Here is a 22,423-nt window from a genome sequence, read left to right as displayed (position 1 = left end):
CACGCGGACCGCGACGCCGCTTAGTCGTTGCCGTCTTAGCCCTTGCTCGCGCCGGCCGTCAGTCCGTCGACCAGGAAGCGCTGCGTATACATGAACAGAATCGTGATCGGGATCGCGACGAGTACACAGCCTGCCGCGAACAGCGTGAATTCCGTACTATTGTAGGAATCGATAATATTCCACAGCCCGACGGCCAGCGTCCACTTCTCCGGCGAACGCAGGATCATGCGGGCGAAGATGAAGTCGACCCAGGCGCCGGCGAACGTCGTGAGCGAGATATATGTCACGATCGGTCGCGACAGCGGCAGGATGATGCTGGTGAAAATTTTCATATGGCCTGCGCCGTCGATGACCGCCGCCTCCTCGAGGCTGCGCGGGATCGTGTCGAAAAAGCCTTTGGCCACGAACATGCCGAGCGCGGCGCCCGCCGAGTAGACGATGATGAGCGCCCACTGCGTATCAAGCAGGTTCAGCATGTTGAAGATGACGAACAGCGCCGTGATGGCGAGGAAGCCGGGGAACATGCCCAGGATGAGCACGAGCGTCAGCATCGTCTTGCGGCCCTTGAAGCGGAACCGGGAAAAGGCATACGCCGTCAGCAGCTGGATGAGCGTGCCGAGCACCATGCTGACGGTGGCGACCTTCAGCGTGTTCCAGTACCAGGTGGCGTACGGGATGCTGCGGTCCGCGCGGTCGCGGAACAGATCGCGGTAGTGATCGAGCGTCCAGTGCTGCGGGATGAATGTATCGCTGAACAGGGAGTTGCCCACCCGGAAGGAGGACAGGAGCGTCCAGAGCGCCGGGTACAGCGCCGCAATGCCGATCAGGATGAGCAGCACGTAGCTGAATACCAGTTTGGGGCGTTTCATTGGATCATGTCCTCCTCCTTGAACGATTTGGTGCGGGTGTAGATCAGGATGGCCATCGTCGCGATGAACAGGAAGATCAGGATCGAGACGGCCGCCGCGATGTTGTATTGATTAAAGTCGAGCGTCAGCTTGTACAACCAGGTGACGAGCAGGTCGGTCTTGCCGGCATTGTTGTAAGCCATCGTGGCCGGATTGCCGCCCGTCAGCAGGAAAATGACGTTGAAGTTGTTGATATTGCCGGTGAACTGCGTGATGAGCAGCGGCGCGGTCGCGAACAGAATGTACGGCATCGTGATGTGGCGGAACTTCATCCAGGCCGAAGCCCCGTCCACGTCCGCAGCCTCGTACAGATCCCTGGAGATGTTCGTCAGGATGCCCATGACGAGCACCATCGTCACCGGAATGCCGATCCACATGTTGACGACGACGACGGACACCTTGGCCCAGAACGGATCGTTCAGCCACGGCAGTCCTTCGAGACCGAACGCCCTGAAGTAAGCGTTGATCGGCCCGAACTTCTCGTTCAGAATGTTCTTCATGATGAGCAGCGATACGAACTGCGGGATCGCATACGGAATGATGAATAGCATGCGCCAGAAGCCCTTGAACTTGATGCCCTGCTGGTTGATGAGCAGCGCGACGAGGATGCCTCCGAAGTAACAGGTCACGGTGGCGAGTATCGCCCAGATGATCGTCCAGCTTAGGACGCCGAAGAAGGTGTCTTTCCAGACGTTCATATTGAACAGCTTGTGGAATGTGTCGAAGCCGACCCAGTCGACGAGATTTTTGGGCGGTATATGATTGGGCGACGCATAGTTGGTGAATGCGATCAGCGACGTGAACACGATCGGCATGACGGTAAAGAACAGCACGCCGAGGAATGGCAGCGCGAGCAGCAGCCACGGGAATATGTCGTTCTTGAGTCCGTGGATTTCTTTGCCTTGCTGGATACGCAGTCCGACCCGATAAGCATCGCGAATATTCAAAATGTAAATAACAAGCAGAACCACAACGACGAGCGCGGCCAGAACGCCGTGAATCATCATGAAGATCGAGTGGTCGCCTTCGACCATGACACTGATCTTGCCTTTTTTCTCGAAGTGCCGGCCTTGATCGCCGAGCGTCACGAGACCTTCGAGATAGGGGAACAACTGGGCGGCGACGATATAGATGCCGACCGCATGCGTGAGGAGCAGCATGGCCGCTTTTTTGTACTGCTTGTTGTAGAGCTGTCCGAGCCCCGCAAATAAAACCGACAGCCAGGCTGCCGACATTGCTTGTCGCTTCACACAGGCTCTCTCCTTCCTTAAAGACCATTACACCCGCCGGGCTGCGGCGGGTGAATGGGTCTGATGTTGTCGTCTAGCAGAACTGGCGGATTATTGTGCGGAAGCGATGGCGTCCTTGATCTTCTTGGCCCAGTCGTCCATCGTCTTTTGCGCGTCGGCCTGATCGTTCCAGAGCGAGGACAGCGCGGCTTCATGCGTCGACCAGAAAGCATTCATGCCTGCAACCTTCGGCATCGGCGTGGAGCTGTCGAACTGCTTCAGGAAGACGCTGGCGAACGGATCGCTCGTCACCTTGTCGCTGGCGGCTACGTTCTTGTTAGCCGGCAGGCTGCCGAACAGCTCGAAGTTTTGCGCCTGGAACTCCTCGGAGGAGATCAGCTCCGCGAACATCTTGGACGCGATCGGATACTTCGTGTTGGCGTTGACCAGGAAGCCCTTGACGCCGGAGAACGGCATCATCGGCTTGCCGTTCGGCAGCGTCGGATATTCGGCTACGCCGAGGTTTTTGACGCTCTTCTTGAACTCTTCGGTCTGCCACGGACCGCTGACGTTCATCGCCAGCTTGCCTTCGCCGAACAGGCTCGTCTTGATGTCGGCCTTCACGTCGGCCGCCTTGATCGGCAGAATCTCCTTCAGGCTCTGGAAGAACTTGGCGGCTTCTACGCCTTCCGGCTTGTTGATGCCGATGTCGCTCTCGTCGGTGCCGCCGTTGCCGAATACGTACGCGCCGTATCCGCCGAAGAAGCCCCAGCTCCAGTACCCGTTGCCGAGTTCCCACATATAAGCGTACTTGTTGGCCTTAACGTCGTTGAACGTCTTGGCGAACTTGATGACGTCGTCCCAGGTCTTCGGCATCTCGCCGTTCGGGACGAGGTCCTTGTTGTAGAAGACGGCCGTCGTCTCGACGGACATCGGATAGCCGTACAGCGTACCGTCCATCGTGAAGGCGTCGACCGACTTCTCGGAGTTGTTGGCCTTCGTCTCTTCCTCGTGCAGGTCGTTCGGCAGGATGATGCCCGCTTGCACCGCGGAGCCCAGACGGTCGTGCACGGCGGAGAATACGTCGGCGCCTACGCCGGCAGGACCGTCCGTGATCATCTTCTCGATCGACTTGTCGGGACCTACGTCCTCTACCTTGACGTCGATGTTGTACTTTTCCTTGAAAGTCTTGGCGGCTGCTTCTACGATCGCCTTCTCGCTGGCGCTGTACCAGACGAGCAGCTTCGCGCCGGCTTCCGGCGCATACTCCTCTTCGCCGGATGCAGAAGCGGATGCCGAGGACGACGGGGATGCAGCCTCCGAAGCCGGAGCGGACGATGCCGCGTTTTTATTGTTGCTGCTGCTTCCGCAAGCGGTGAGTCCGGCTACGAGAGCCGCCGATACCAATAGCGCGGATACTTTTTTGATTTCCATGTGATGCAGACCCCTCTCAATGATGGAAATGTCGAAACTTTGACTGGAACGGCTGAACTTGGACGGTGCGATTGGGCTTTGGACGGTGCTGTTTCCGCCGGCCTGCGGCTGATGTCGGCAGAGCCGAGGCTTACGCAAGTTTCGTTGGACTGCGCTTTTCTTCCAGTTTGCGCCTGCAGCAATAAAAGTATGTGCATGCGCAAACGTTTGAACAAAAGTCAGTAAAAAACCGAACCTTACGCCTTTCCCAGCAAGCCGGACCCGCTCCAGCCTTGTCAAAAGGCTTCTCGAAGCGTTGAAAGCGTTTGATCTACGCCACTTACTATACAACAAGGATGGTTTCATGTAAAAACGTTTGCACAGGTCGATATTCCGGGATAATGCAAACAAAGCGCAGGCGTTCTTTTGATTGCTCTCTTTTTCATATGTTTTTCTCGATTTTCCGTTTGTTGCGCCGCTCTCTAATTTTGCTATTTACTTTGATTATGGGCTGCGATAGGATGGATATAGCTGTTGGCATGCAGCCGTTTTATGCCTGTTCAAACGGTTGCACAAACCCAATCGGACGCTTCGCTTGGAGGGTACCCTATATGGTCACCATCAAAGATATCGCCAGACTCGCGGGCGTATCGCCGTCCACCGTATCCCGCGTGGTGTCGAACCACCCGCGGATCAGCCCGGAGACCTCGCGCAAAGTTAAAGCGATTATGGAAGAACAAGGCTACCATCCTAACGTCATGGCCAAGAGCCTCGTGTCCAAGACGACGCAGACGCTGGGCATCATGCTTCCCAGGCCGGCCGAAGAGCTGTTTCAGAATTACTTTTTCGGGGAGCTGCTGCGCGGCATCGTCACGCAGGCGACCCGCATGAACTACGATCTGCTGATGACGACGGCCACCTCCTCCTCCGACGAAGTGAATACGATTTCAAGGCTCGTCCGCGGGCGCAGGGTCGACGGCGTGCTGCTGCTCGGCTCCAAGCGCGACGATCCGCTGATCGCTTTCTTGAGCAAGGAGCAGTTCCCGTTCGTGCTGCTCGGGCGCAGCGAAGCGTATCCGGATGCCGTGATGGTGGACAACAACAACGTTCAGGTCGCCTACGACGCTACGGCCCATCTGATCGCCCAGGGCCACCGCCGGATCGGATTCGTGAGCGGTCCGCCCGACCTCACGCTGTCCCACGACCGCATGGTCGGCTATCGCCAGGCGCTCGAGGAGCACAGTCTTGAGATGCGGGGCGAGTGGATCGTCGAGGGCGAATTCCTGCAGGAGAGCGGGTTCAGGGCGATGTCCCAGTTCATGAATATGCCCGAGCGGCCGACCGCCATCGTCGTCATCGACGACAACGTCGCCTTCGGCGTGCTGCGCGGGCTGTCGGAGCTCGGCTACCGCGTCCCGGACGACATCAGCATCGTCTCCTTCAACAATATTGCGCTGTCCGAGCTCGCTTCGCCGCCGTTGACCTCCGTAGACATCGGGACGTATCAGCTCGGCTATACAGCGGTCCAGTCGCTGCTGCGCGTCATCGGCGGCGAACCCCTGCATCAGAATCCCGTCATCATCCCGCATCGCCTCATCGTGCGGGAATCATCCATGTATCCGACGTTTAAGAGGAGCTGATTCGCATGAACGACAACAAGCCCTATCTCGTGGACGCGGTCATCGGCAACGGGCGCACGCTTGCGTCCGTCGGCCGCACGGGCCGCATCTACCGTTTGTGGTGGCCGCATATCGATTTTCCCCAGCATGTAGACGTGATCCGCACGGGTCTCAAGATCGACGGCTGCGGCGACACGACGCTCTGGTTCGACGAAGCCGACGCCGGCTGGAGCCATGAGATCGCGTACATGTCCCGCACCAATATCGTCGAAGTCTCGGCCGCGTCCGACCGCTATCCGCTGCAGGTCGTCCAGCGCGACTTCGCCGTTCCTGATGCCGATATCGTCGTGCGGGACTATACGATTACGAACCGCTCCGACCAGGCGCAGTCGTTTTCGTTCGTCTGGTACTCGGCCTTTAACATTACCGAGAGCGCGCTCTACAACACGACGATGTTCGACGCCGGCTCGGACAGCCTCGTTCATTACCGCCAGCGCACTTTTTTTGCAATTTCCAGCGCAAACGTTTGCGCTGGATATCAGGCCGGACATGCCCGCGATGGCGCTAATTATTCGTGGCTGTCCGGCAACGATATCGACATGCAGCCGGACGGCGCGCTCGTCTGGCGCTTCGACAACGTCGCGCCCGGCGCCTCCGTCTCGATGCCGGTCTACATCGCCGCCGGCACGACCCGCGCCGAAGCGCTTGACGTCATGGCCGCCGCCAAGGCGAAGCGCGCAGCCGATTGGCTCGCCGAGACGACCGCCTACTGGCATGAATATCTCGCAGCCGCCGCGCCATGCCCGGCCGGCGCCGACGCCGAGATCGCGGCAGCCTACGAGCGCTCGCTCCTGACGTTCCGCCTGATGGCGGACAAGGAGACCGGCAGCCTGCTCGCCGCCCCCGAGCCGGACGAGACGTTCTCCCGCTGCGGCGGGTACGCCTACTGCTGGGGCCGGGATGCCGCCTTCATCACGACGGCGCTGAACAAGGCCGGTCTGACTGCCGTCTCGGAGAAGTTCTACGACTGGACGTTAACCGCGCAGGAGCCCGACGGCTCCTGGCAGCAGCGCCACTACCACGACGGCAGCCTCGCGCCGTCCTGGGGTCTGCAGATCGACGAGGGCGCCTCGATCGTCTGGGGCATGTGGCAGCTGTACGAGCAGACCGGGAACCGCGACTTCGCGGAGCGGATGTGGCCGGCCGTATCGCGCGGCGCCGCGTTCCTGGCCGCCTTCATCGACGACGAGACCGGTCTCCCGCGGCCGAGCATGGATCTGTGGGAGGAGCGCAAGGGCGAGCATACGTACTCCGCGGCTGCCGTCTGCGCCGGATTGCGGGCCGCGGCTTCGTTCGGCCGGCTGATGGGCGACGCGGACGCGGCAGCGCGCTGGGCTGCGACCGCGGACGGCATCGCGGCGGCCATCGAGTCGCGCTGCTGGAACGAAGCCGAGGGCAGCTTCTACCGCGGGCTCAACTTGAGCGTCGATGCGGGCAGATTCGCGAGCGCCCTGGCGCTCGGAGTCCAAGGGGCGGCAGCGCGCGACGCCAAGGGCTATGAGCGCTTCACGCTGGCGCATGATCCGATCGTCGACATCAGCCTGCTCGGCGTATCCGCGCCGTTCGGCGTCCTGCCGGCGGAGCACGAATACATGCGCCGCACGGCCGACACGATCGAGCGCAAGCTGACCACGCCCGGCATCGGCGGCATCAAGCGCTACGAGGACGACGGCTATATCGGCGGCAATCCGTGGATACTGACGACGCTGTGGCTGGCGCAATACCGCGTGCAGAACGGTCAATACGCCGAGGCGCGCGAGCTGCTTCAGTGGGCCGTCGACCACCGCACCGAGACGGGCCTGCTGCCCGAACAGATCGACCGCGAGACCGGCGGTCCCGCCTGGATCGTGCCGCTCACCTGGTCGCATGCGATGTTCGTGCTGACCGTGTCCATGCTCAGCGAAGCCGGCTACTGGTCGGCACAGTAAGCTTCATCCTTGCTTGTATGCAAAAAGAACCGCCGCGGCGGTTCTTTTTCATTTGAGCCGACGGTGCGGCGGACGCTCGCAACCGATGAACGCTTCCGCAGCGGCGCTATGCCCGCTTGCCTTCAGTTCCCCCTCCGGCGGCTGGCGTCCCGCTCACGGCCTGAACGTCTGCACGACCGTCCCGCGCCCCGCCTCTGCGACGACCTCCGCATAAGCGCCGTTGATCAGCGTCAGTTGCGGCGGCTTGTGGCCGCAATCGGCGTCGTAGACGACCGGCACGCCGAGTTCTTCGGCCAGCTCCTCGAACACGTCGAGCTCAGTATATCCATCCATCGGGATATGCACGGCGCTGCGGCCGAACAAGATGCCCGCGCAATGCTCGAACCACCCTGCCAGCTTCATTTGCACGAGCGAGCGGCGCATGTCGACCGTCGACAGCTCGCAGTTTTCCAGATACCACAGCAGCGGCTCGCCCGGAATATGCCGTTCCCGGAATCCCCGCACGTCGCCGTAAGGCGTGCCGACGAGATGACGGATCACGTCGATGCACCCGCCGAGCAGCCGGCCCCGCATCTCCGCCCGGCCGCCGCCTACGACCTTCCACACCGTCGGCTCCGTCAGGTGGAACACGCAAGGCGATGGATCGGGATGGTCCCAAGTCGCCTGGTAACGATCCGATGACCGCTGCACGACCGCCGCGTTCAAGCCTGCGCGCAGCACATGCTCCCACTGCGCAGTCGTCTCATCCGTATCGGGGCCGCGCAGGTCCACGAAGTTCATGCCGTGCGCCGTCGCCATTCCCGTGCGGAGCGTCACGGCCAGCAGCAGCACGCTGAGATCGGAGAAGCCCATGATCCACTTGCGACCGATCGCTGCGAAGTCCACATGCGCGAGCACTTCGATCAAGAGCTCCCCGCCCCACGGAGGCACAATCAGGTCGATTCTGTCGTCTTGCAGAAAAGCGTTCAATTCTCCGGCTCGCTCCGACGCCGGCGCCGACTTGGCCTTGTGCTGCGTCCACGGGGTCCGTCCCATGACGACCTCGTAGCCTCGCTGTTCCATCCGGCTCGCCGCCGCCCGAAGCAGATGGTGTCTCTCCTCCCCTACTCCGGAGGATGGCGCGGTAACCGCGACGGTAGCCGAGTGCGGCATGGCGGGATAGATCATGGTGTCGTCAGTCCTCCTCCTGGCGGCCGTCGATGCCAAGCCGCATACGCGATAGACCTAGTCTAACGCTGCGGCACGGCTGCGTCTATCACCGGAATCGGGCGCATGCGCTCACGCGCCGAACTGCACCCGATGAAGCCGGCTGTAGATGCCGTCTCCGGCAGCCAGCTCCTCATGGCTCCCCTGCTCGGCGATGCCCTGGCCGGCGACGACGACGATGCGGTCCGCGTCCTTGATCGTTGCGAGCCGGTGCGCGATGATGAGCGTCGTCCGCCCGCGCGCCAGCTCCGAGAGCGCGGTCTGGATCGCAGCCTCGGTCTCCGTGTCCAGAGACGAGGTCGCTTCGTCCAGAATCAGGATCGGCGGGTTCTTGAGGAACATCCGCGCGATCGACAGCCGCTGCTTCTGTCCGCCGGACAGCTTCACGCCGCGTTCGCCGATCGTCGTATCCAGCCCCTGCGGCAGAAGGCGGATCGTCTCCTCGAGCTGGGCGCGCCGCGCAGCCTGCCAGATCTCCTCCTCCGAGGCCCCCAGCTTGCCGTAGGCGATATTGTCCCGGATCGAGCCGTCGAACAGGAACACGTCCTGCTGCACGATGCCGATCTGCGCGCGCAGCGAGTCGAGCCGGATGCCGCGCACATCTCTGCCGTCGATCAGCACGGCGCCGTCGTCCGGGTCGTAGAAGCGCGGGAGCAGGCTGCACAGCGTCGACTTGCCGCCTCCGGACGGCCCGACGAGCGCGACCGTCTCGCCCGCCGCGATCGACAGGTTCACGTCGCGCAGCACGACGGTGCGTCCCCTCTCCCCCTCTTCATCGCGATAACCGAACGTAACATTTCTGAACGCAATATCGCCGCGCACTTCTCCAAGCGGACTCGCTTCGGGCGAATCCTTGATATCGGGCTCCGTCTCCAGCAGCTCCAGGTACCGCTTGAAGCCCGCAACGCCCTTGGGATAGGTCTCGATCACGGCATTGATCTGCTCGATCGGCCCGAGGAACACATTGGACAGCAGCACGAAGGCGATGAACTCGCCGTACGACATATTTTGACGCAGCACGAACCACGTTCCGCACACGAGCACGAACAGCGAGACGACCTTTTTCAAAATATAGCTGATCGACGAATTCCAGGCCATGATCCGGTACGTGACCAGCTTGGTCCGCTTGAACCGCTCGTTGTTGTCCGCAAACCGCTCGATCTCATGCGCTTCGCCGACGAACGCCTGCACGACGCGGATGCCGCTGACGTTGTTCTCCACGCGCGCGTTGTAGTCCGCGATATCCGAGAACATCGTGTCGAACGCGCGGGACATCTTGCCGCCGAAGTAGACGGACAGACTGACCATGAGCGGGACGATGACAAAGGTCAGCACGGCCAGCTGCCAGTTGATCGACAGCATGATTCCGAATGCGCCCGCCAGCGTCATGACGGCGATGAACAGGTCCTCCGGTCCGTGATGCGCGATCTCGCCGATATCCATCAGGTCGCCGGTCATGCGGGAGACGAGATGGCCGGTCTTGTTGTTGTCGAAAAAGCGGAACGAGAGCTTCTGCACGCGGTCGAATAGCTGCTTGCGCATATCGGACTCGATGCTGATCCCGAGCTTGTGTCCCCAATAGGTGACGACGAAGTGCAGGCCCGCGCTGACGATATACACGCCCAGCAGCCCGAGGCACGACCACGCGATGATCGTCCAATCCCCGCCCGGCAGCAGGTCATCGACGACCTTGTTGACGGCCAGCGGGAAAACGAGCTCGAGCAGCGCGGCCAGCACGGCGCAGGTGAAATCCAGTATAAACAGTTGCCGATAAGGGCGGTAATAGGATAGAAACTGTCTCAGCATCGTCTTCCTCCTCGGTATGGGCGATACCTGCGCAACCGCGCTATAGGCCCCTCAAGGCTGCCGCGGCGGGACGTCACGACCTGCTCCTGGCGAGCAGATATAAAAAGTACGGCGCGCCGACGACGGCGACCACGATGCCGGTCGGCACCTCCGACGGCTGCAAGATCCAGCGGCCGATCGTATCGGCGACGATGACCAGCAGCGCACCGGCGAGCGCCGACACCGGCAGCAGCGCCTGATGGCGGGGGCCGACCAGACGGCGGGCGAGATGCGGCCCGATCAGGCCCACGAAGCCGATGCCGCCGCTGACGGCGACGCAGGAAGCCGCGAGTCCGACCGCGGCGGCCAGCAGCTTGAGCTGCTCGCGTCCGACATGCGCGCCCAGGCCCGTGGCCGTCGCCTCGCCCAGGTTCAGCACGTTCAACACCCGCGCCTTGTAGAACACATAGGGCAACAGCAGCACGATCCAGGGGAGCAGCGCCAGGACGAACTTCCAGCTCGTCCCCCAGATGCTCCCCGCCAGCCACGTCGCGAGAAACTGGTATTTGTCCGGACTCAGCTTCAGTGTGAGCACGATCGAAGCCGCGCTGATGCCGGCCGCCACCGCGATGCCGGTCATCAAGAGCCGCGTCTGCGACAGCGCCTCGTGCCGCTTGTGCGCGAGGGCGTAGATCAGCGCTGCGGTCAGCCCGGAGCCCGCAAAGGCGAGCAAAGGCAAAATATAGACCGGCGCGGCGGCCGTAGCCGGGTAAAAGGAGACGAACAGCATGACCATCAGTCCCGCACCGGCGTTAATGCCGAGGATGCCGGGGTCGGCCAGCGCGTTGCGCGAGATGCCCTGCATGACGCAGCCGGATACGGCCAGTCCCGCGCCGATCAGCACGGAGATGACGATGCGCGGCAGACGGAAGTCGAACAGAATCAAATTCTGCTTGTCCGTGCCGTGCCCCAGAAGCGTGCGCAGCAAATCGGCAGGCGGGAGCCGGATATAGCCGGTGTTCATGCTGACCAGAAAAGCGGCTGCGATCAAGATGCCGAACACGATCATAATCGAGGCATTGCGTCCGCGTCCGCCTCTGCCTCTGGGCTGCGCCGCAGATGAAAGGCCGGTGTCCGTCATGTCAGAGCTCCCTCCTCTCGCGGCGGGCCAGATAGAGGAAAAACGGCACGCCGATAAGCGCGATCAGCGTCCCGATCGGCACCTCCTCGGGCGGATTGATCATCCGCCCGGCGAGGTCGGCCAGGACGACGAGCAGGCTGCCGAGCACCGCGGAGCAAGGAATGATCCATTTGTAGTCGACGCCCACGAGCTTGCGCGTCAGATGCGGCACGATCAGGCCGACGAAGCCGACCGCGCCGACGACCGATACCGCCGCGCCGGCCAGCAAGAGCACGATCAGCGTCCCGGCGAGCTTGACCCGCTGCGTGCGCTGGCCGAGGCCGCGCGAGATATCCTCGCCCAGGCTCAGCATGGTGATCTGGCGCGACAGCGCGATCGCGCCTGCGACGGCAGCCGCCGTCCAGGGCAGCATGATCCGCAGCTGCAGCCACGACGTGCCCGCCACGCCGCCGGCGTACCAGAACGCAAGATGCTGCCCGATGCGGTAGTACAGGGCGACGCCTTCGCTCAGTGCGGCCAACAGCGCGCTGAGTCCGGCGCCGGCCAGCACGAGCCTGGCGGGCGTCATTCCGCCGCGCGACAGCGAGCCGAGCCCGTAGACGAGACCCGCGCCGACCCCTGCGCCAGCGAACGAATATAAGATCAGATACATGAACGGGAGTCCGGGAAAAAAGGCAAAGCAAAGCGCGAGCGCGAAGCCCGAGCCGGCGTTCAGTCCGAGCAGACCGGAATCGGCCAGCGGATTGCGCGTCATGCCCTGCATGATCGCGCCTGCGACGGCAAAGCAGGCGCCGACCATCGCGGCCCCGAGGATGCGGGGCAGACGCAGATCCCAGATGATCTGATGCTCGGTCAGGCCCGGATTGAAGTTGAATATCGCTTGCCAGACGGTCGCGAACCGGATGTCGGCCGCGCCGAACGAGACGGACAGCCCGATGCTCAGCACGAGCAAGGCTGTCCCCGCCGTGAGAATAAGTGTCGCCAGCTGCGGACGCACCCGCATGCGGACAGGAGGGGCGCCCTCCGGCGAAGGGCCCGTTGTTTCGATTGTGCTAGTCATGGCAGCTCCCTGCATTTACTTGATAGGGCCGCTCGCGCGCCTTGTCAGCTGCGCGATGCAGACCCGGACGCACAAAGCTTACTGCGCTTTCCCCGTCGTCAGCAGCTTATCGACTACGAAGTCCAGCTGCTTGTCCAGCGAATAGATGTCGCTGTAGTAGGAGAAGCCGAAGCCGATCTCGATCAGTCGGCCTTCCTTGACCGCCGGCAGGCTGCTCCATACCTTCGAGCCGGACATGTCGTCCGCACCGTCCCACATCGAGCGGAACAGATAGTCGCCTACGAATTGGGGGAGCGCCTCCATGGAGACCGACTCGCCGGAGGCTTCCGTGGCGACGTCGATTTTCTTTTGGACGACTTCCGGTGCCTTAAGTCCCAGGTAATCGTAAATAATCTGCGAGCCGCGGCCGTATTGCTTGCTTTCCACGACCGACATCTCCTTGATGCCACCTTCGACGATCGTGACCGTCTTGTCCTCCAAGCCGGCGGCCTTCAGCTTTTCCTTGCCTGCAGCGACCTTGCGGTCAAAGTCCGCGAGCAGGGCGGCCGCTTCCTTTTCCTTGCCGAAAATCTCTCCCATAAACTTCACGCGCTCGGCGGTCGTCATCGTGAACGTCGGTACGAATACAGTCGGCGCCACCTTGTGCAGCATCTCGTACGTCTCCTCGGAGGGCACGACGATCAAGTCGGGATCCAGCGCCAGCACGGCCTCCATGTTGGGCTCGAACCAATTGCCCAGCGTCGCGGCATCCCTGGTCTCGCTTGCGAACGCGGCGCCGCCTTCAATATTGGACATGCCGACCGGCTTGACGCCGAGCGCGAGCAGGTCGCCCTGCATATATAGCACGACGACGCGCTTCGGATGGGCAGGCACTTCGATATCTCCCTTTACCATATGTACGGTTCGCGTCTTCGCCTCGCTGCCGGACTGCGCGGCGGCGGCGGACGCAGCCGACGATGTCTGCGTCGGCTTGGCCTCCGCGCTGCTGTCCCCGGCCGCGCCCGCGTTCGAGCCGCTCTGTCCGCATGCGCCAAGCAGCAGTGTCAATCCTAGCAGCAGCACCATCGCCCAGCCCGTACTTGCATTTCTTTTCATCTGTATGAACCCTCCGCTTTCGTGTCTTTTATGATAATGATTCTCACTATCAACAACACTATAGCGTGAAGGCTTCCTTTCGCCAATGGACAATTCGGACAATCCGAATGGACGATCCAGCGCGAGACCGTCCGCATGGGCTTGGCGGTAGCGAATCGGCGACATCCCCATATGCTTGCGGAACAGGCGGCTGAAGTAATAAACATCCGCATAACCGACCGCTGCCGCGATATCGGGCAGGGAGACATCGGTCCGCGTCAGCCACTCCCGCGCCCGCTCCAGCCGCAAGCGAATCAAGTAATCGATCGGACTTGTCCCCGTGCGTTCCCTGAACCGCAGCGTCAAGTGGCGCGGGCTGAAGCCGAAGCGCGCGGCGATGCCGTCGAGCGTCAAGCTGTCCGTGTAGTGCGCCTGCATATACGCGATCGCCAGGCCGATCGGGTCGATATTCGCCGACGCGCCCTGCGATGCCTCCCTTTGTCGAAGCGCCTCATGAACGAGCCGGTAGAAAAGGCCTTTGGCCTCGAGTCTGGCGATGCCGCCGCGCTCCCAAGCTGCCGCGAGCTCGTCGAACCGGCACAGCAGCCGCAGCGGGTCCGCCACTCTGAATCCGTACGCCTCATTGAACGGACTGCCGGCCTCCATTCGCTGCCGCAGACTGCGCCAGCCGGGGAAGGCGAGCGCCGCCCGGTAGAACACGACATAATAATAAAACTCTTCCTCCGCCTCGATATCGACCGTCATGCCCTTCGCGCCGTGCAGCAGCCAATCGCGCCCTTCGGCGAACAGGCGGCCGTCGAGCAGCAGCCTCGCCTTGCCCCGGCTCCCGCATACAAATCCGCTCGCAGGCAGCCGGTAGCCGTAGCGCCGCTCTCCCGGCTTCATCGCGTGCAGACGCACATCCAGCAGCTTGATCGCCGCCAGATTCCACAGCGCCGCGAGCTCGTCGCACCCTCTGTCCGCCCTCGTCTCCTCTCTCATGACGAACGGCGCAGGAGGGCGGGCAGCTTGTCCAGCAGCATGCTGCTCGTCAGCGCGTCTCCATAGTTCCAGCCTACTGCGCCGACCTGGTACGCTCTCCCCTGCCGGACGGCAGGCAGGCTCCTCCACGTCTCGGCGCTCGCCAGCGCCCGGGCGGCGGCATGCGACGCGGGCTCGTCGGTCACGACGAGGAAGATCCGGTCTCCCGCATAGGCGCGCAGCTGTTCGGGCGCAATCTCCAGGTAGCTCTGCCGATGCGAGAGCAGCCGGTCCACGGCCGTCGGCGCCCGGAAGCCCGACGCATGGTACAGCGTGGCGGCGAGCCCGATCGTGCCCATCACGAACAGCCGGCCGCCGCGGGCAATCGTGAATACCGCGGCCGTCTCCTCCTCGCCGAGCTCCCCGGCCAGCTGTTGCCACATCGCTTCCGTGCGCTCCCGATGCGATTCGAGCCAGCGCTCCGCTTCCGCCTGCCTGCCGAGCAGCTCTCCCAGCTTCAAGAGACGACTGTCCAGCTGCGCGAACGTGTCGAACGCCACGGTCGGCGCGATGCGCGAGGCGCTGACGCAAGGGTCCTCCTCGTCGCAGGCCATAATGATCAGATCGGGGCCGAGCCGTGCCAGCGCGTCCGGATCGACCGGCCACCCGACATCCTCCACAAGTCCGACATGTTCGGCCAGCACGGCTCGCTGGTCCCAGAATACGCTGCCGCCCACCGGCTTGGCGCCGAGCGCGACCAGATCGCCGAATGTCTCGCCTTGATAGACGATGCGCTGCGGCCGAAGCGGGATATCGACCCGCCTGCCCAGCGCGTCGGTCACCCGGATGCAGCTGCCGGCGGACCTCGCGTACTGACGGGGCGCCAGGCCGGTCTTCTGTCTGAAGCGGCGGCTGAAGTAATACTCGTCCTTGAAGCCGGTCAGCCGCGCGATCTCGCGCAGCGGCTCCGCGGACCTCAGCAGCTTGTCCTTGGCGCGCTCGATGCGCAGCTCGTTCAGATAGTCGAGCGGACGGCTGCCCGTCAGCTGGCGGAAGATCGCCGCGAACCGATGAAGCGGCAGCTTGGCGGCGGCAGCCAGATCCCGCACAGTGAGCGGCTCCGCATAATCTTGCTTCATGGCGGAGATCGCCGCTTCGACGCGGGCGGCCGCATCCGCATCCTTACGGCTGTCGCCGCCGGCGAACAGCATGAGCATCAGCTCCTGGAATCTCAGCTGCCGCCAGGCCGGGTCCGTCTCCCGCTCGAGCCGCCGCAGCTGTCTGAGCGTGCGGTCGGGTAGCGCCTGAGTGTCTGTCTGCGCCAAGAACGCCAGGTCGACGGCATGCGAATAGGTCGCTACCCGCTCGTCCGTCCCGATCGCGGCGGCGAATGCCAAGCAGCTCCAGGCCGTCCGGCCCTCCGATGCGCTTCGCAGTTCGAAGCCGCTGCCTGGCGGGATCAGCGCCGCGGCTCCCCTGGCCGGCAGGCGCCGCGTCCGGTCTTCGAGCGCGAGCGTCGCCGCGCCCTCCTCGATCAGGATCAGCCGGTGGGACGCGGCGGCCTGCGCACACTCGCCGGCACCCGGTGCCAGGCAGCGCTTGTCCGCCGACAGCAATCGAAAGTAAAGCCGCCCGTCCGCGAGCGCGGCGGCGGGACATATGAGTTCGTACGGTTGAGTGTTCATAGGTTGCCTCATTTTGCGTGATAATGATTATCATTATTATCATATAAAAAATGTGGCGATCGCTCAACCCTTGTTTGCTTAAACTGCTGTCCGGTGGTTCCGGCTCTGGACGAATTCACTGGAGCTTATAGCCGATACAATCGGCTAACAGCCCGCATCAATTCGCGGTGCACCTGCCCCGGCTTATTGGCCCAGCATTCGCGGCAGCTCCTGCAGCAGCCATTTGCGCGTCGCTGCGTCGGAATCCGCGCTCTGGATGTACAGCCGGTATACGCGGCCGTGCTGAACGGCGGGCAGCGCCTTCCATACCGGACTCGACAGCAGCGACTCGGTCGACTTCTTCGCTTCGTCCGCGACGGGATCGAGGATAAAAACAAGGTCGCCGGCGAACTGACCGATCGATTCCGCCGATATTTGCCTGAACCCCTCGTTCGCGTCGAGAATCTCCTGGATCGGAGCCGTCGGCTTCAGGCCGCCTTTGCCGTACAGCAGCTGGGGCAGTCCGGCTCTCGCCATCGCGAACAGGCGATCTCCCGGATAATAGGTGAATACCGATGCCGTCTCTCCCGGCTTCAATACGGTTGCGTACAGCCTGTCCCACATCGCCGCCGCCTCGCGCTCGTAGTCCGCCAGCCAGGCGTCCGTCCGTTCCCGGATGCCGAAAATATCGCCGAGCTCGTTCATCCGATCCTCCAGCGGCGCGAACGTATCGAACATGAGCGTCGGGGCGATTTTGGACAGTTGGGCGTATGCCTCCTCGTCCGTGTTGGCCACCATGATCAGGTCGGGATTGAGCGAGGTGACCTTTTCCAGATTGATCGGAAAGCCGACATCCTCGATTTTCTCCGCCTTTTCCCGGTACACGCGGCCCTCCAGCTCTCCTCCGAAAATGCCGACAAGCGGCAGGTCGAGCTCCAGCAGATCGCCTGTCGTCTCGCCTGCGAATATAATGCGGCTGGGTTCTGCCGGAATCTCTATGCGATGCCCCTTGTAATCGGTATAGGCATGAGCCGCGCTCGCCTCGGCGGACGCCGTCTGCCCTGCGCTTGCCCGCACCGCACCCGACCCGGACGCCTGCGCAGCCTCGCCCCCATGGCTTCCATTGCCGCTGTTCGCACCGCAGCCAAGCAGCATAATGCCCATCAATCCGGCCATGACCGGTGCCATCCAGAGCTTTCTCTTCTTTTTCATGTTCGCTGTCCCCCATGCAGAATGATAGAGAATGATTCTCATTATCTACCACACTAAACAATCCCTCCGCGTCCGACAATGGACAAATTCAAATCGCGCATTTAGATTTTGTACAAACGCTGGCCAACAAAAAAACAGCGGCAAGCGCCGCTGCTCACAATAAAGTCCGTCAAATGCTCCAATGCTGCCAATCCCGCTGCCGCTGCTCGTAGCCGCCGAGCCAATCGCCCGTTGCTTTGAACAGCTGCTCCTTGTGCTCGCCTTTGGAGAAGGTATGATCCGCCTGGAAAATGATCGATTTCTCGCAGCGTCCCTCTCCCCGCAGCCAGAACGTCTTCTCGAGCAGAAACGTGTAGTCCACCGGAATCGTCTCGTCGCCGGTGCCATGCACGAGGAACACGTCGCCCGGGAACTTCTGCGTCTCCTGGAACGGCTGATGCTTCATCAGCGCGTCGAAAAAGGCGGGCTTGATCGCATAGCCGAGATAGTCGGCCTGGCCCTTCGTGACGGATTCGTCGTACGTATTGCGGCCGACGATTCGCAGGATGTCGTTGAACGGGTACGACACCGGCGACCAGAGCGCCAGCGACTTGACCCGCCTGTCGCGCACGCCCGTGAGCAGGGCGACGGCGCCGCCCAGGCTGTGGCCGAGCAGCGTGACCCGCGTCGGGTCGACGACGTCCAGACCGAGCGCATAGTCGAGCACCGAGCGCGTCTGCTCGATCATTGAATCGAGGCCATGATCCCCGTAGACGCCCTCGCTCTCCCCGCAGCCCGCGAAGTCGAAGCGGATGACCAGGTTCCCCCTGCCGGCGAATTCTCGCGCCGCGAGCAAGAACAAGCGGTCTACGCCGATGCGGTTACCGACAAAGCCGTGATTGATAACGACCAGCGGCAGCTTGTTGCACTCGGCTTTTCCTTGGGCGGGCGGATAGTGGATGGTGGCGGCCAGCGTCAGATCCCCGTGTCGTATCGTCAAAGCGCGTTCCATTGAACATCGCCCCTTTTCCATTAATTCCGATTAAATTACTTTGTTTTAAATATATATGGCTTCTACCCCCTTGTCAATAAGTCTCTGCGATAAAAAAAGCAGGTTTTTGGGGAACACTAGCGGTCAAAAGGAAGGATCGGACAAAGGAGGGAAAATGGTGGAGGCTTTTGTGAATTGGCTGTCTGCGCATGCGCTCGCCTCAGTCTTGATCGTCGGCTCGGTCGTCGCCGTCATATTCGTCATCGCAAATCGCAAGACGCTGTTCTATAAGCAATAAAAAGACGCCGGGGGGCTCCCCTGACGTCTCTGCTACTGTATGCGCGGTTCAATGCGCCATCCCGATCGGCTATTCTCCCTGCCGCTTGTAAGCGATCGCGCGGACCGGCGAGCCGGAGCCGTCCTTGATCTTGAGCGGCAGCGCGACGAACAGCGATTCGCCCAGAACACGGTCAAGGCGGGTCAGGTTCTCGAGAATGTTGACGCCGCCGCCGAGCAGCTCGTAATGCGCCGGAGAATCGGCCGCATAGGAGCTGTCGATGGCGAGCGTGTCGCAGCCGACCGCCTTGCCGCCTCTGTCTCTCACATAAGCGGCAGCTTCGCCGCTAATCCCCGGCCAGGAGGCCGTATAGGTGCGATCCTCGGAGCGGGGCGCCCAGTACCTGTCCCAACCGAACCGGAACAGCACGATGTCCCCGGGCATGATCGACAGGCGGCGCTCCCGCTCCCATGTCACGATCTCCTCGGCCGTGACGACGTCGGTGTCTTTATAATGGGAAAAATCCAGCGTGAGCGCCCTGCCCGTGAACTGCGTGACCGGCGTGCCCGCCATGTCCTGCCATCCGGCATGCTCCGGCCGCATAAAATGTGAGATTGCATCCACATGCGTGCCGCAATGCTCGTTGATCACGAGCTGATAGACCATGCAGCCTGCACCGGTCGCAAACGAATCCCACAATGGATGGTGGTAACGGGAATGCGCCGGGTATACCGGCATGTCTTCCTCCAGCGTATGGGACAGGTCGATCGCTTCCATGCCGGCGAGCGTCGCCGCCAGTTCCGAATATGACATCGGGCTTGCCTCCTGTCGGTTAGTGGACAGACAAAAGCCGCCGCCCCGTCCTGCGCCGCCTTGCGCAAGCGGCGAGAACTTAAGCGGCAGCCCCAGCTTAGACGAGCGCCTTCGCGGCGATGTCCGTGCGATGCTGCTTGCCTTCAAAATCGATGTGCGCCGCTGCCCTGTAGGCCGCTTCGCGCGCCTCGGCGATACCGGCACCAAGACCGACGATGCCCAGCACGCGCCCGCCGGCCGTCACGACCCGGCCTTCCTGCTCGGCCGTGCCGGCATGGAAGACGAGCGCATCGCCTGCACCGGCGGCTGCATCCAGTCCGTCGACAGGCAGCCCTTTCGGATAGGAGCCGGGATAGCCTCCCGATGCGAGCACGACGCATACCGCCGCTTCGTCGCTCCACTCGATCTCGACGTCGTCGAGGCGACCTTCGAGCGAGGCCAGGATGATCTCCAGCAGATCGCCCTTCAGTCGCGGCAGCACGACCTGCGTCTCCGGGTCGCCGAAGCGCGCGTTGAACTCGATCGTCTTCGGACCGTCCGCCGTGATCATGAGTCCGCCGAACAGCACGCCGCGGAACGGGCGGCCTTCGGACACCATCGCGCGCGCGGTCGGCTTCACGATATTCTCGATCGCGTCGTCGATGATCGACTGCGGGATGTGCGGCAGCGGCGAATAGGTGCCCATGCCGCCCGTGTTCGGGCCTTTGTCGCCGTCATAGGCAGGCTTGTGATCCTGCGCCGCGGGCATCGCCCGGACCGTCTCGCCGTCCACGAACGCCAGGATCGACATCTCCTGCCCGGACAGGAACTCCTCGATGACGACCTTGTCGCCGGCCGCGCCGAACGACTTGTCGACCATCGTGTCCTTCAGCGCCTGCTCGGCTTCCTCGCGGGTGAAGCAGACGGTGACGCCCTTGCCCGCCGCCAGCCCGTCCGCCTTGATGACGATCGGCACCGGCTGCGAGGCCAGATAGTCGCGCGCGGACGCGTAGTCCGTGAACGTCTCGTACTTCGCGGTCGGGATGTCGTACTTTTTGAGCAGGTTTTTCATAAAAATCTTGCTGCCCTCGATCTCCGCCGCAGCCTTGTTCGGGCCGTACACCGGGATCGACGCCGCTTCGAACGCATCGACGATGCCCGCAGCCAGCGGATCGTCCGGACCGACGACGACCAGATCGATCGCCTTGTCCTTTGCAAACTGCACGAGCTTGTCGAATTCAAGCTCCCCGATCGGCACCAGCTCCGCGAGCTGCGCGATGCCCGCGTTACCCGGCGCGCAGAAAATATGCTCGGCCTTCGGATTTTTGCGGAGCGCCCAGACGATCGTGTGCTCCCGGCCGCCGCGGCCTATGACTAATATGCGCATGCTCTCGTTCTCCCTTCGCCGATCAATGCTTGAAGTGACGGACGCCCGTGACGACCATCGCGATGCCGGCCGCATTCGCCGCAGCTACGGATTCGGCATCCTTGACGGAGCCGCCCGGCTGGATGATGGCCGTGATGCCGGCTTGCGCCGCCAGCTCGACCGTATCGCCCATCGGGAAAAACGCATCGGAAGCCAGCACCGCGCCCTTGGCCTTGTCGCCCGCCTGCTCGATGGCGATGCGCGCCGCGCCTACGCGGTTCATCTGGCCGGCGCCTACGCCGACCGTCATGCTGTCCGCAGCGAGCAGGATCGCGTTGGACTTCACATGCTTGACGATCTTCCAGGCGAACAGCAGCTGCTTCAGCTCCTCGGCCGTCGGTACGCGCTCCGTGACGACCGTGAGGTCGGCTTCGTCCAGCGAGTGAACGTCGCTCTGCTGCACGAGCATGCCGCCGTCGACGCTCGTGACGAGCCACTCCGGCTTGCGCTCGGCTGCGCTCTGCGTCTGGCTGTCGGTGCCGGTGGCGAGCAGTCGGATGTTCTTTTTGCGGCTCAAAATGTCCAGCGCCTCCGGCGTAAAGTCCGGCGCGATGATGATCTCAAGGAAGATCTGCGCAAGACGATCCGCAGTCTGGGCGTCGATCGTGCGGTTCGCCGCGACGATGCCGCCGAAGATCGAGGTCGGGTCGGACGCGTATGCCTTGACGTACGCCTCGTCGATGTCAGCGCCGATGCCGACGCCGCACGGGTTCATATGCTTGACGGCCACCACGGCCGGCTCGTCGAACTCGGAGACGATCGCGAGCGCCGCGTTGGCGTCGTTGATGTTGTTGTAGGACAGCTCCTTGCCGTGCAGCTGCTTCGCCGTCGTGATGCTCGGGCCTTTCTTGGCGAGCGGCTTGCGGTAGAAGGCGGCTTGCTGGTGCGGGTTCTCGCCGTAGCGCAGCTCCTGGACCTTCTCGTAGGTGAAGGTGAGGCTCTCCGGCAGCGGATCGCCGAGCTGCTCCGCGAAGTACTCGGAGATGAGCGCGTCGTAGGCGGCCGTGTGGCGGAATACCTTGGCGGCGAGACGCTTGCGCGTCTCAAGCGACGTGTCGCCGCCGGCTTGAACTTGCGCGAGCACCTCGGCGTAGTCGCCCGCGTCGACGACGACCGTGACGAAGGCATGGTTCTTCGCAGCGGAGCGCAGCATCGTCGGACCGCCGATATCGATGTTCTCGATGGCGTCCTCATAGCTGACGTCAGGCTTCGAGACCGTCTCCTTGAACGGGTACAGGTTCACGACGACGAGGTCGATGTAGTCGAGGCCCAGCTTCTCCATCGCCTCGACATGCTCCGCGCTGTCGCGGATCGCGAGCAGGCCGCTGTGCACCGCGGGGTGCAGCGTCTTGACGCGGCCGTCGAGAATCTCGGGGAAACCCGTCACGTCGGAGATGCCGATGACCGGCACGCCCTCGCGCTCGAGCAGCGCATGCGTGCCGCCCGTCGAGATGATCTGCACGCCCTGCGCCGCGAGCGCGCGGCAAAATTCGGTGATGCCCGTCTTGTCGGATACGCTGACCAGCGCTCTTTTGATAGCCATGACTGTTCATTCACTCCTAAAGGGTATGATTATGACCGCCGGGGTGGGGTTATCCCCTTCACTCAGCCGCGACAGCGCGCCGGTTCCTGAGCGAACGGGATAAGCCCACCCCGGGGCGGCAAGACATAGTACTAG

16 protein-coding genes are annotated in these 22,423 nt (G+C 62.7%); 2 read left to right on the top strand and 14 right to left on the bottom strand.

The window, feature by feature from the left end; genetic code table 11:
* Positions 1-35 precede the first annotated feature (35 nt).
* From VQ071_RS03005 to VQ071_RS02995, 3 genes are all read right to left on the bottom strand, one after another.
* Positions 36-869: a sugar ABC transporter permease gene (locus tag VQ071_RS03005; protein ID WP_340512359.1), complete on the bottom strand. Its 834-nt coding sequence runs from the start codon at positions 867-869 to the stop codon at positions 36-38.
* Positions 866-2,158, bottom strand: coding sequence for a sugar ABC transporter permease (locus tag VQ071_RS03000; RefSeq protein ID WP_340512358.1), 1,293 nt, complete (start codon positions 2,156-2,158; stop codon positions 866-868). Before VQ071_RS03000 ends, VQ071_RS03005 begins: the two co-directional genes overlap by 4 nt.
* A 90-nt stretch (positions 2,159-2,248) precedes the next feature.
* Positions 2,249-3,571 carry a sugar ABC transporter substrate-binding protein gene (locus tag VQ071_RS02995; protein ID WP_340512357.1) on the bottom strand — a complete coding sequence of 441 codons (1,323 nt, stop codon included), beginning with the start codon at positions 3,569-3,571 and terminating at the stop codon, positions 2,249-2,251.
* A gap of 335 nt (positions 3,572-3,906) precedes the next feature.
* Between VQ071_RS02995 and VQ071_RS02990 the strand changes: the two genes are divergently transcribed.
* Positions 3,907-5,190, top strand: coding sequence for a LacI family DNA-binding transcriptional regulator (locus tag VQ071_RS02990; protein ID WP_340512356.1), 1,284 nt, complete (start codon positions 3,907-3,909; stop codon positions 5,188-5,190).
* A 5-nt stretch (positions 5,191-5,195) separates the two neighbouring features.
* Entirely contained in the window at positions 5,196-7,157 is a 1,962-nt protein-coding gene (locus tag VQ071_RS02985) for a glycoside hydrolase family 15 protein (RefSeq protein WP_340512355.1), read from the top strand.
* A 153-nt stretch (positions 7,158-7,310) separates the two neighbouring features.
* Here the strand turns inward: VQ071_RS02985 and VQ071_RS02980 are convergent, their stop codons facing one another.
* From VQ071_RS02980 to purH, 11 genes are all read right to left on the bottom strand, one after another.
* Positions 7,311-8,324, bottom strand: a complete 1,014-nt coding sequence (locus tag VQ071_RS02980) for a S66 family peptidase (RefSeq protein ID WP_340512354.1) — start codon at positions 8,322-8,324, stop codon at positions 7,311-7,313.
* A gap of 111 nt (positions 8,325-8,435) precedes the next feature.
* Positions 8,436-10,169: an ABC transporter ATP-binding protein gene (locus VQ071_RS02975; RefSeq protein ID WP_340512353.1), complete on the bottom strand. Its 1,734-nt coding sequence runs from the start codon at positions 10,167-10,169 to the stop codon at positions 8,436-8,438.
* Between the two features lie 73 nt (positions 10,170-10,242).
* Positions 10,243-11,217, bottom strand: coding sequence for a FecCD family ABC transporter permease (locus VQ071_RS02970; protein ID WP_340512384.1), 975 nt, complete (start codon positions 11,215-11,217; stop codon positions 10,243-10,245).
* Between the two features lie 73 nt (positions 11,218-11,290).
* Positions 11,291-12,349, bottom strand: coding sequence for a FecCD family ABC transporter permease (locus VQ071_RS02965; RefSeq protein ID WP_340512352.1), 1,059 nt, complete (start codon positions 12,347-12,349; stop codon positions 11,291-11,293).
* Between the two features lie 78 nt (positions 12,350-12,427).
* Positions 12,428-14,425, bottom strand: coding sequence for an AraC family transcriptional regulator (locus VQ071_RS02960; RefSeq protein WP_340512351.1), 1,998 nt, complete (start codon positions 14,423-14,425; stop codon positions 12,428-12,430).
* Positions 14,422-16,089, bottom strand: a complete 1,668-nt coding sequence (locus VQ071_RS02955) for a helix-turn-helix domain-containing protein (RefSeq protein ID WP_340512350.1) — start codon at positions 16,087-16,089, stop codon at positions 14,422-14,424. The genes VQ071_RS02960 and VQ071_RS02955 overlap by 4 nt, the downstream gene beginning before the upstream one ends.
* Before the next feature lie 183 nt (positions 16,090-16,272).
* Positions 16,273-17,280, bottom strand: a complete 1,008-nt coding sequence (locus VQ071_RS02950; protein WP_340512349.1) for an ABC transporter substrate-binding protein — start codon at positions 17,278-17,280, stop codon at positions 16,273-16,275.
* Between the two features lie 169 nt (positions 17,281-17,449).
* Positions 17,450-18,271 (bottom strand): alpha/beta hydrolase family protein, encoded by an 822-nt coding sequence (locus VQ071_RS02945; RefSeq protein WP_340512347.1) that lies wholly within the window; start codon positions 18,269-18,271, stop codon positions 17,450-17,452.
* A 346-nt stretch (positions 18,272-18,617) separates the two neighbouring features.
* The gene (locus VQ071_RS02940) at positions 18,618-19,340 is read right to left on the bottom strand and encodes a cyclase family protein (RefSeq protein ID WP_340512346.1); all 723 of its coding nucleotides are present in this window, start codon (positions 19,338-19,340) and stop codon (positions 18,618-18,620) included.
* Positions 19,341-19,437: 97 nt separating this feature from the next.
* Positions 19,438-20,706 (bottom strand): phosphoribosylamine--glycine ligase, encoded by a 1,269-nt coding sequence (purD, locus tag VQ071_RS02935; protein ID WP_340512345.1) that lies wholly within the window; start codon positions 20,704-20,706, stop codon positions 19,438-19,440.
* Positions 20,707-20,728: 22 nt separating this feature from the next.
* Positions 20,729-22,288, bottom strand: a complete 1,560-nt coding sequence (gene purH, locus VQ071_RS02930; protein ID WP_340512344.1) for a bifunctional phosphoribosylaminoimidazolecarboxamide formyltransferase/IMP cyclohydrolase — start codon at positions 22,286-22,288, stop codon at positions 20,729-20,731.
* Positions 22,289-22,423: the final 135 nt, after the last annotated feature.

It is taken from the genome of Cohnella sp. 56 (genome assembly GCF_037963805.1).
Taxonomy (GTDB): domain Bacteria; phylum Bacillota; class Bacilli; order Paenibacillales; family Paenibacillaceae; genus Cohnella.
This window is presented reverse-complemented; position numbering and strand designations above follow the sequence as displayed.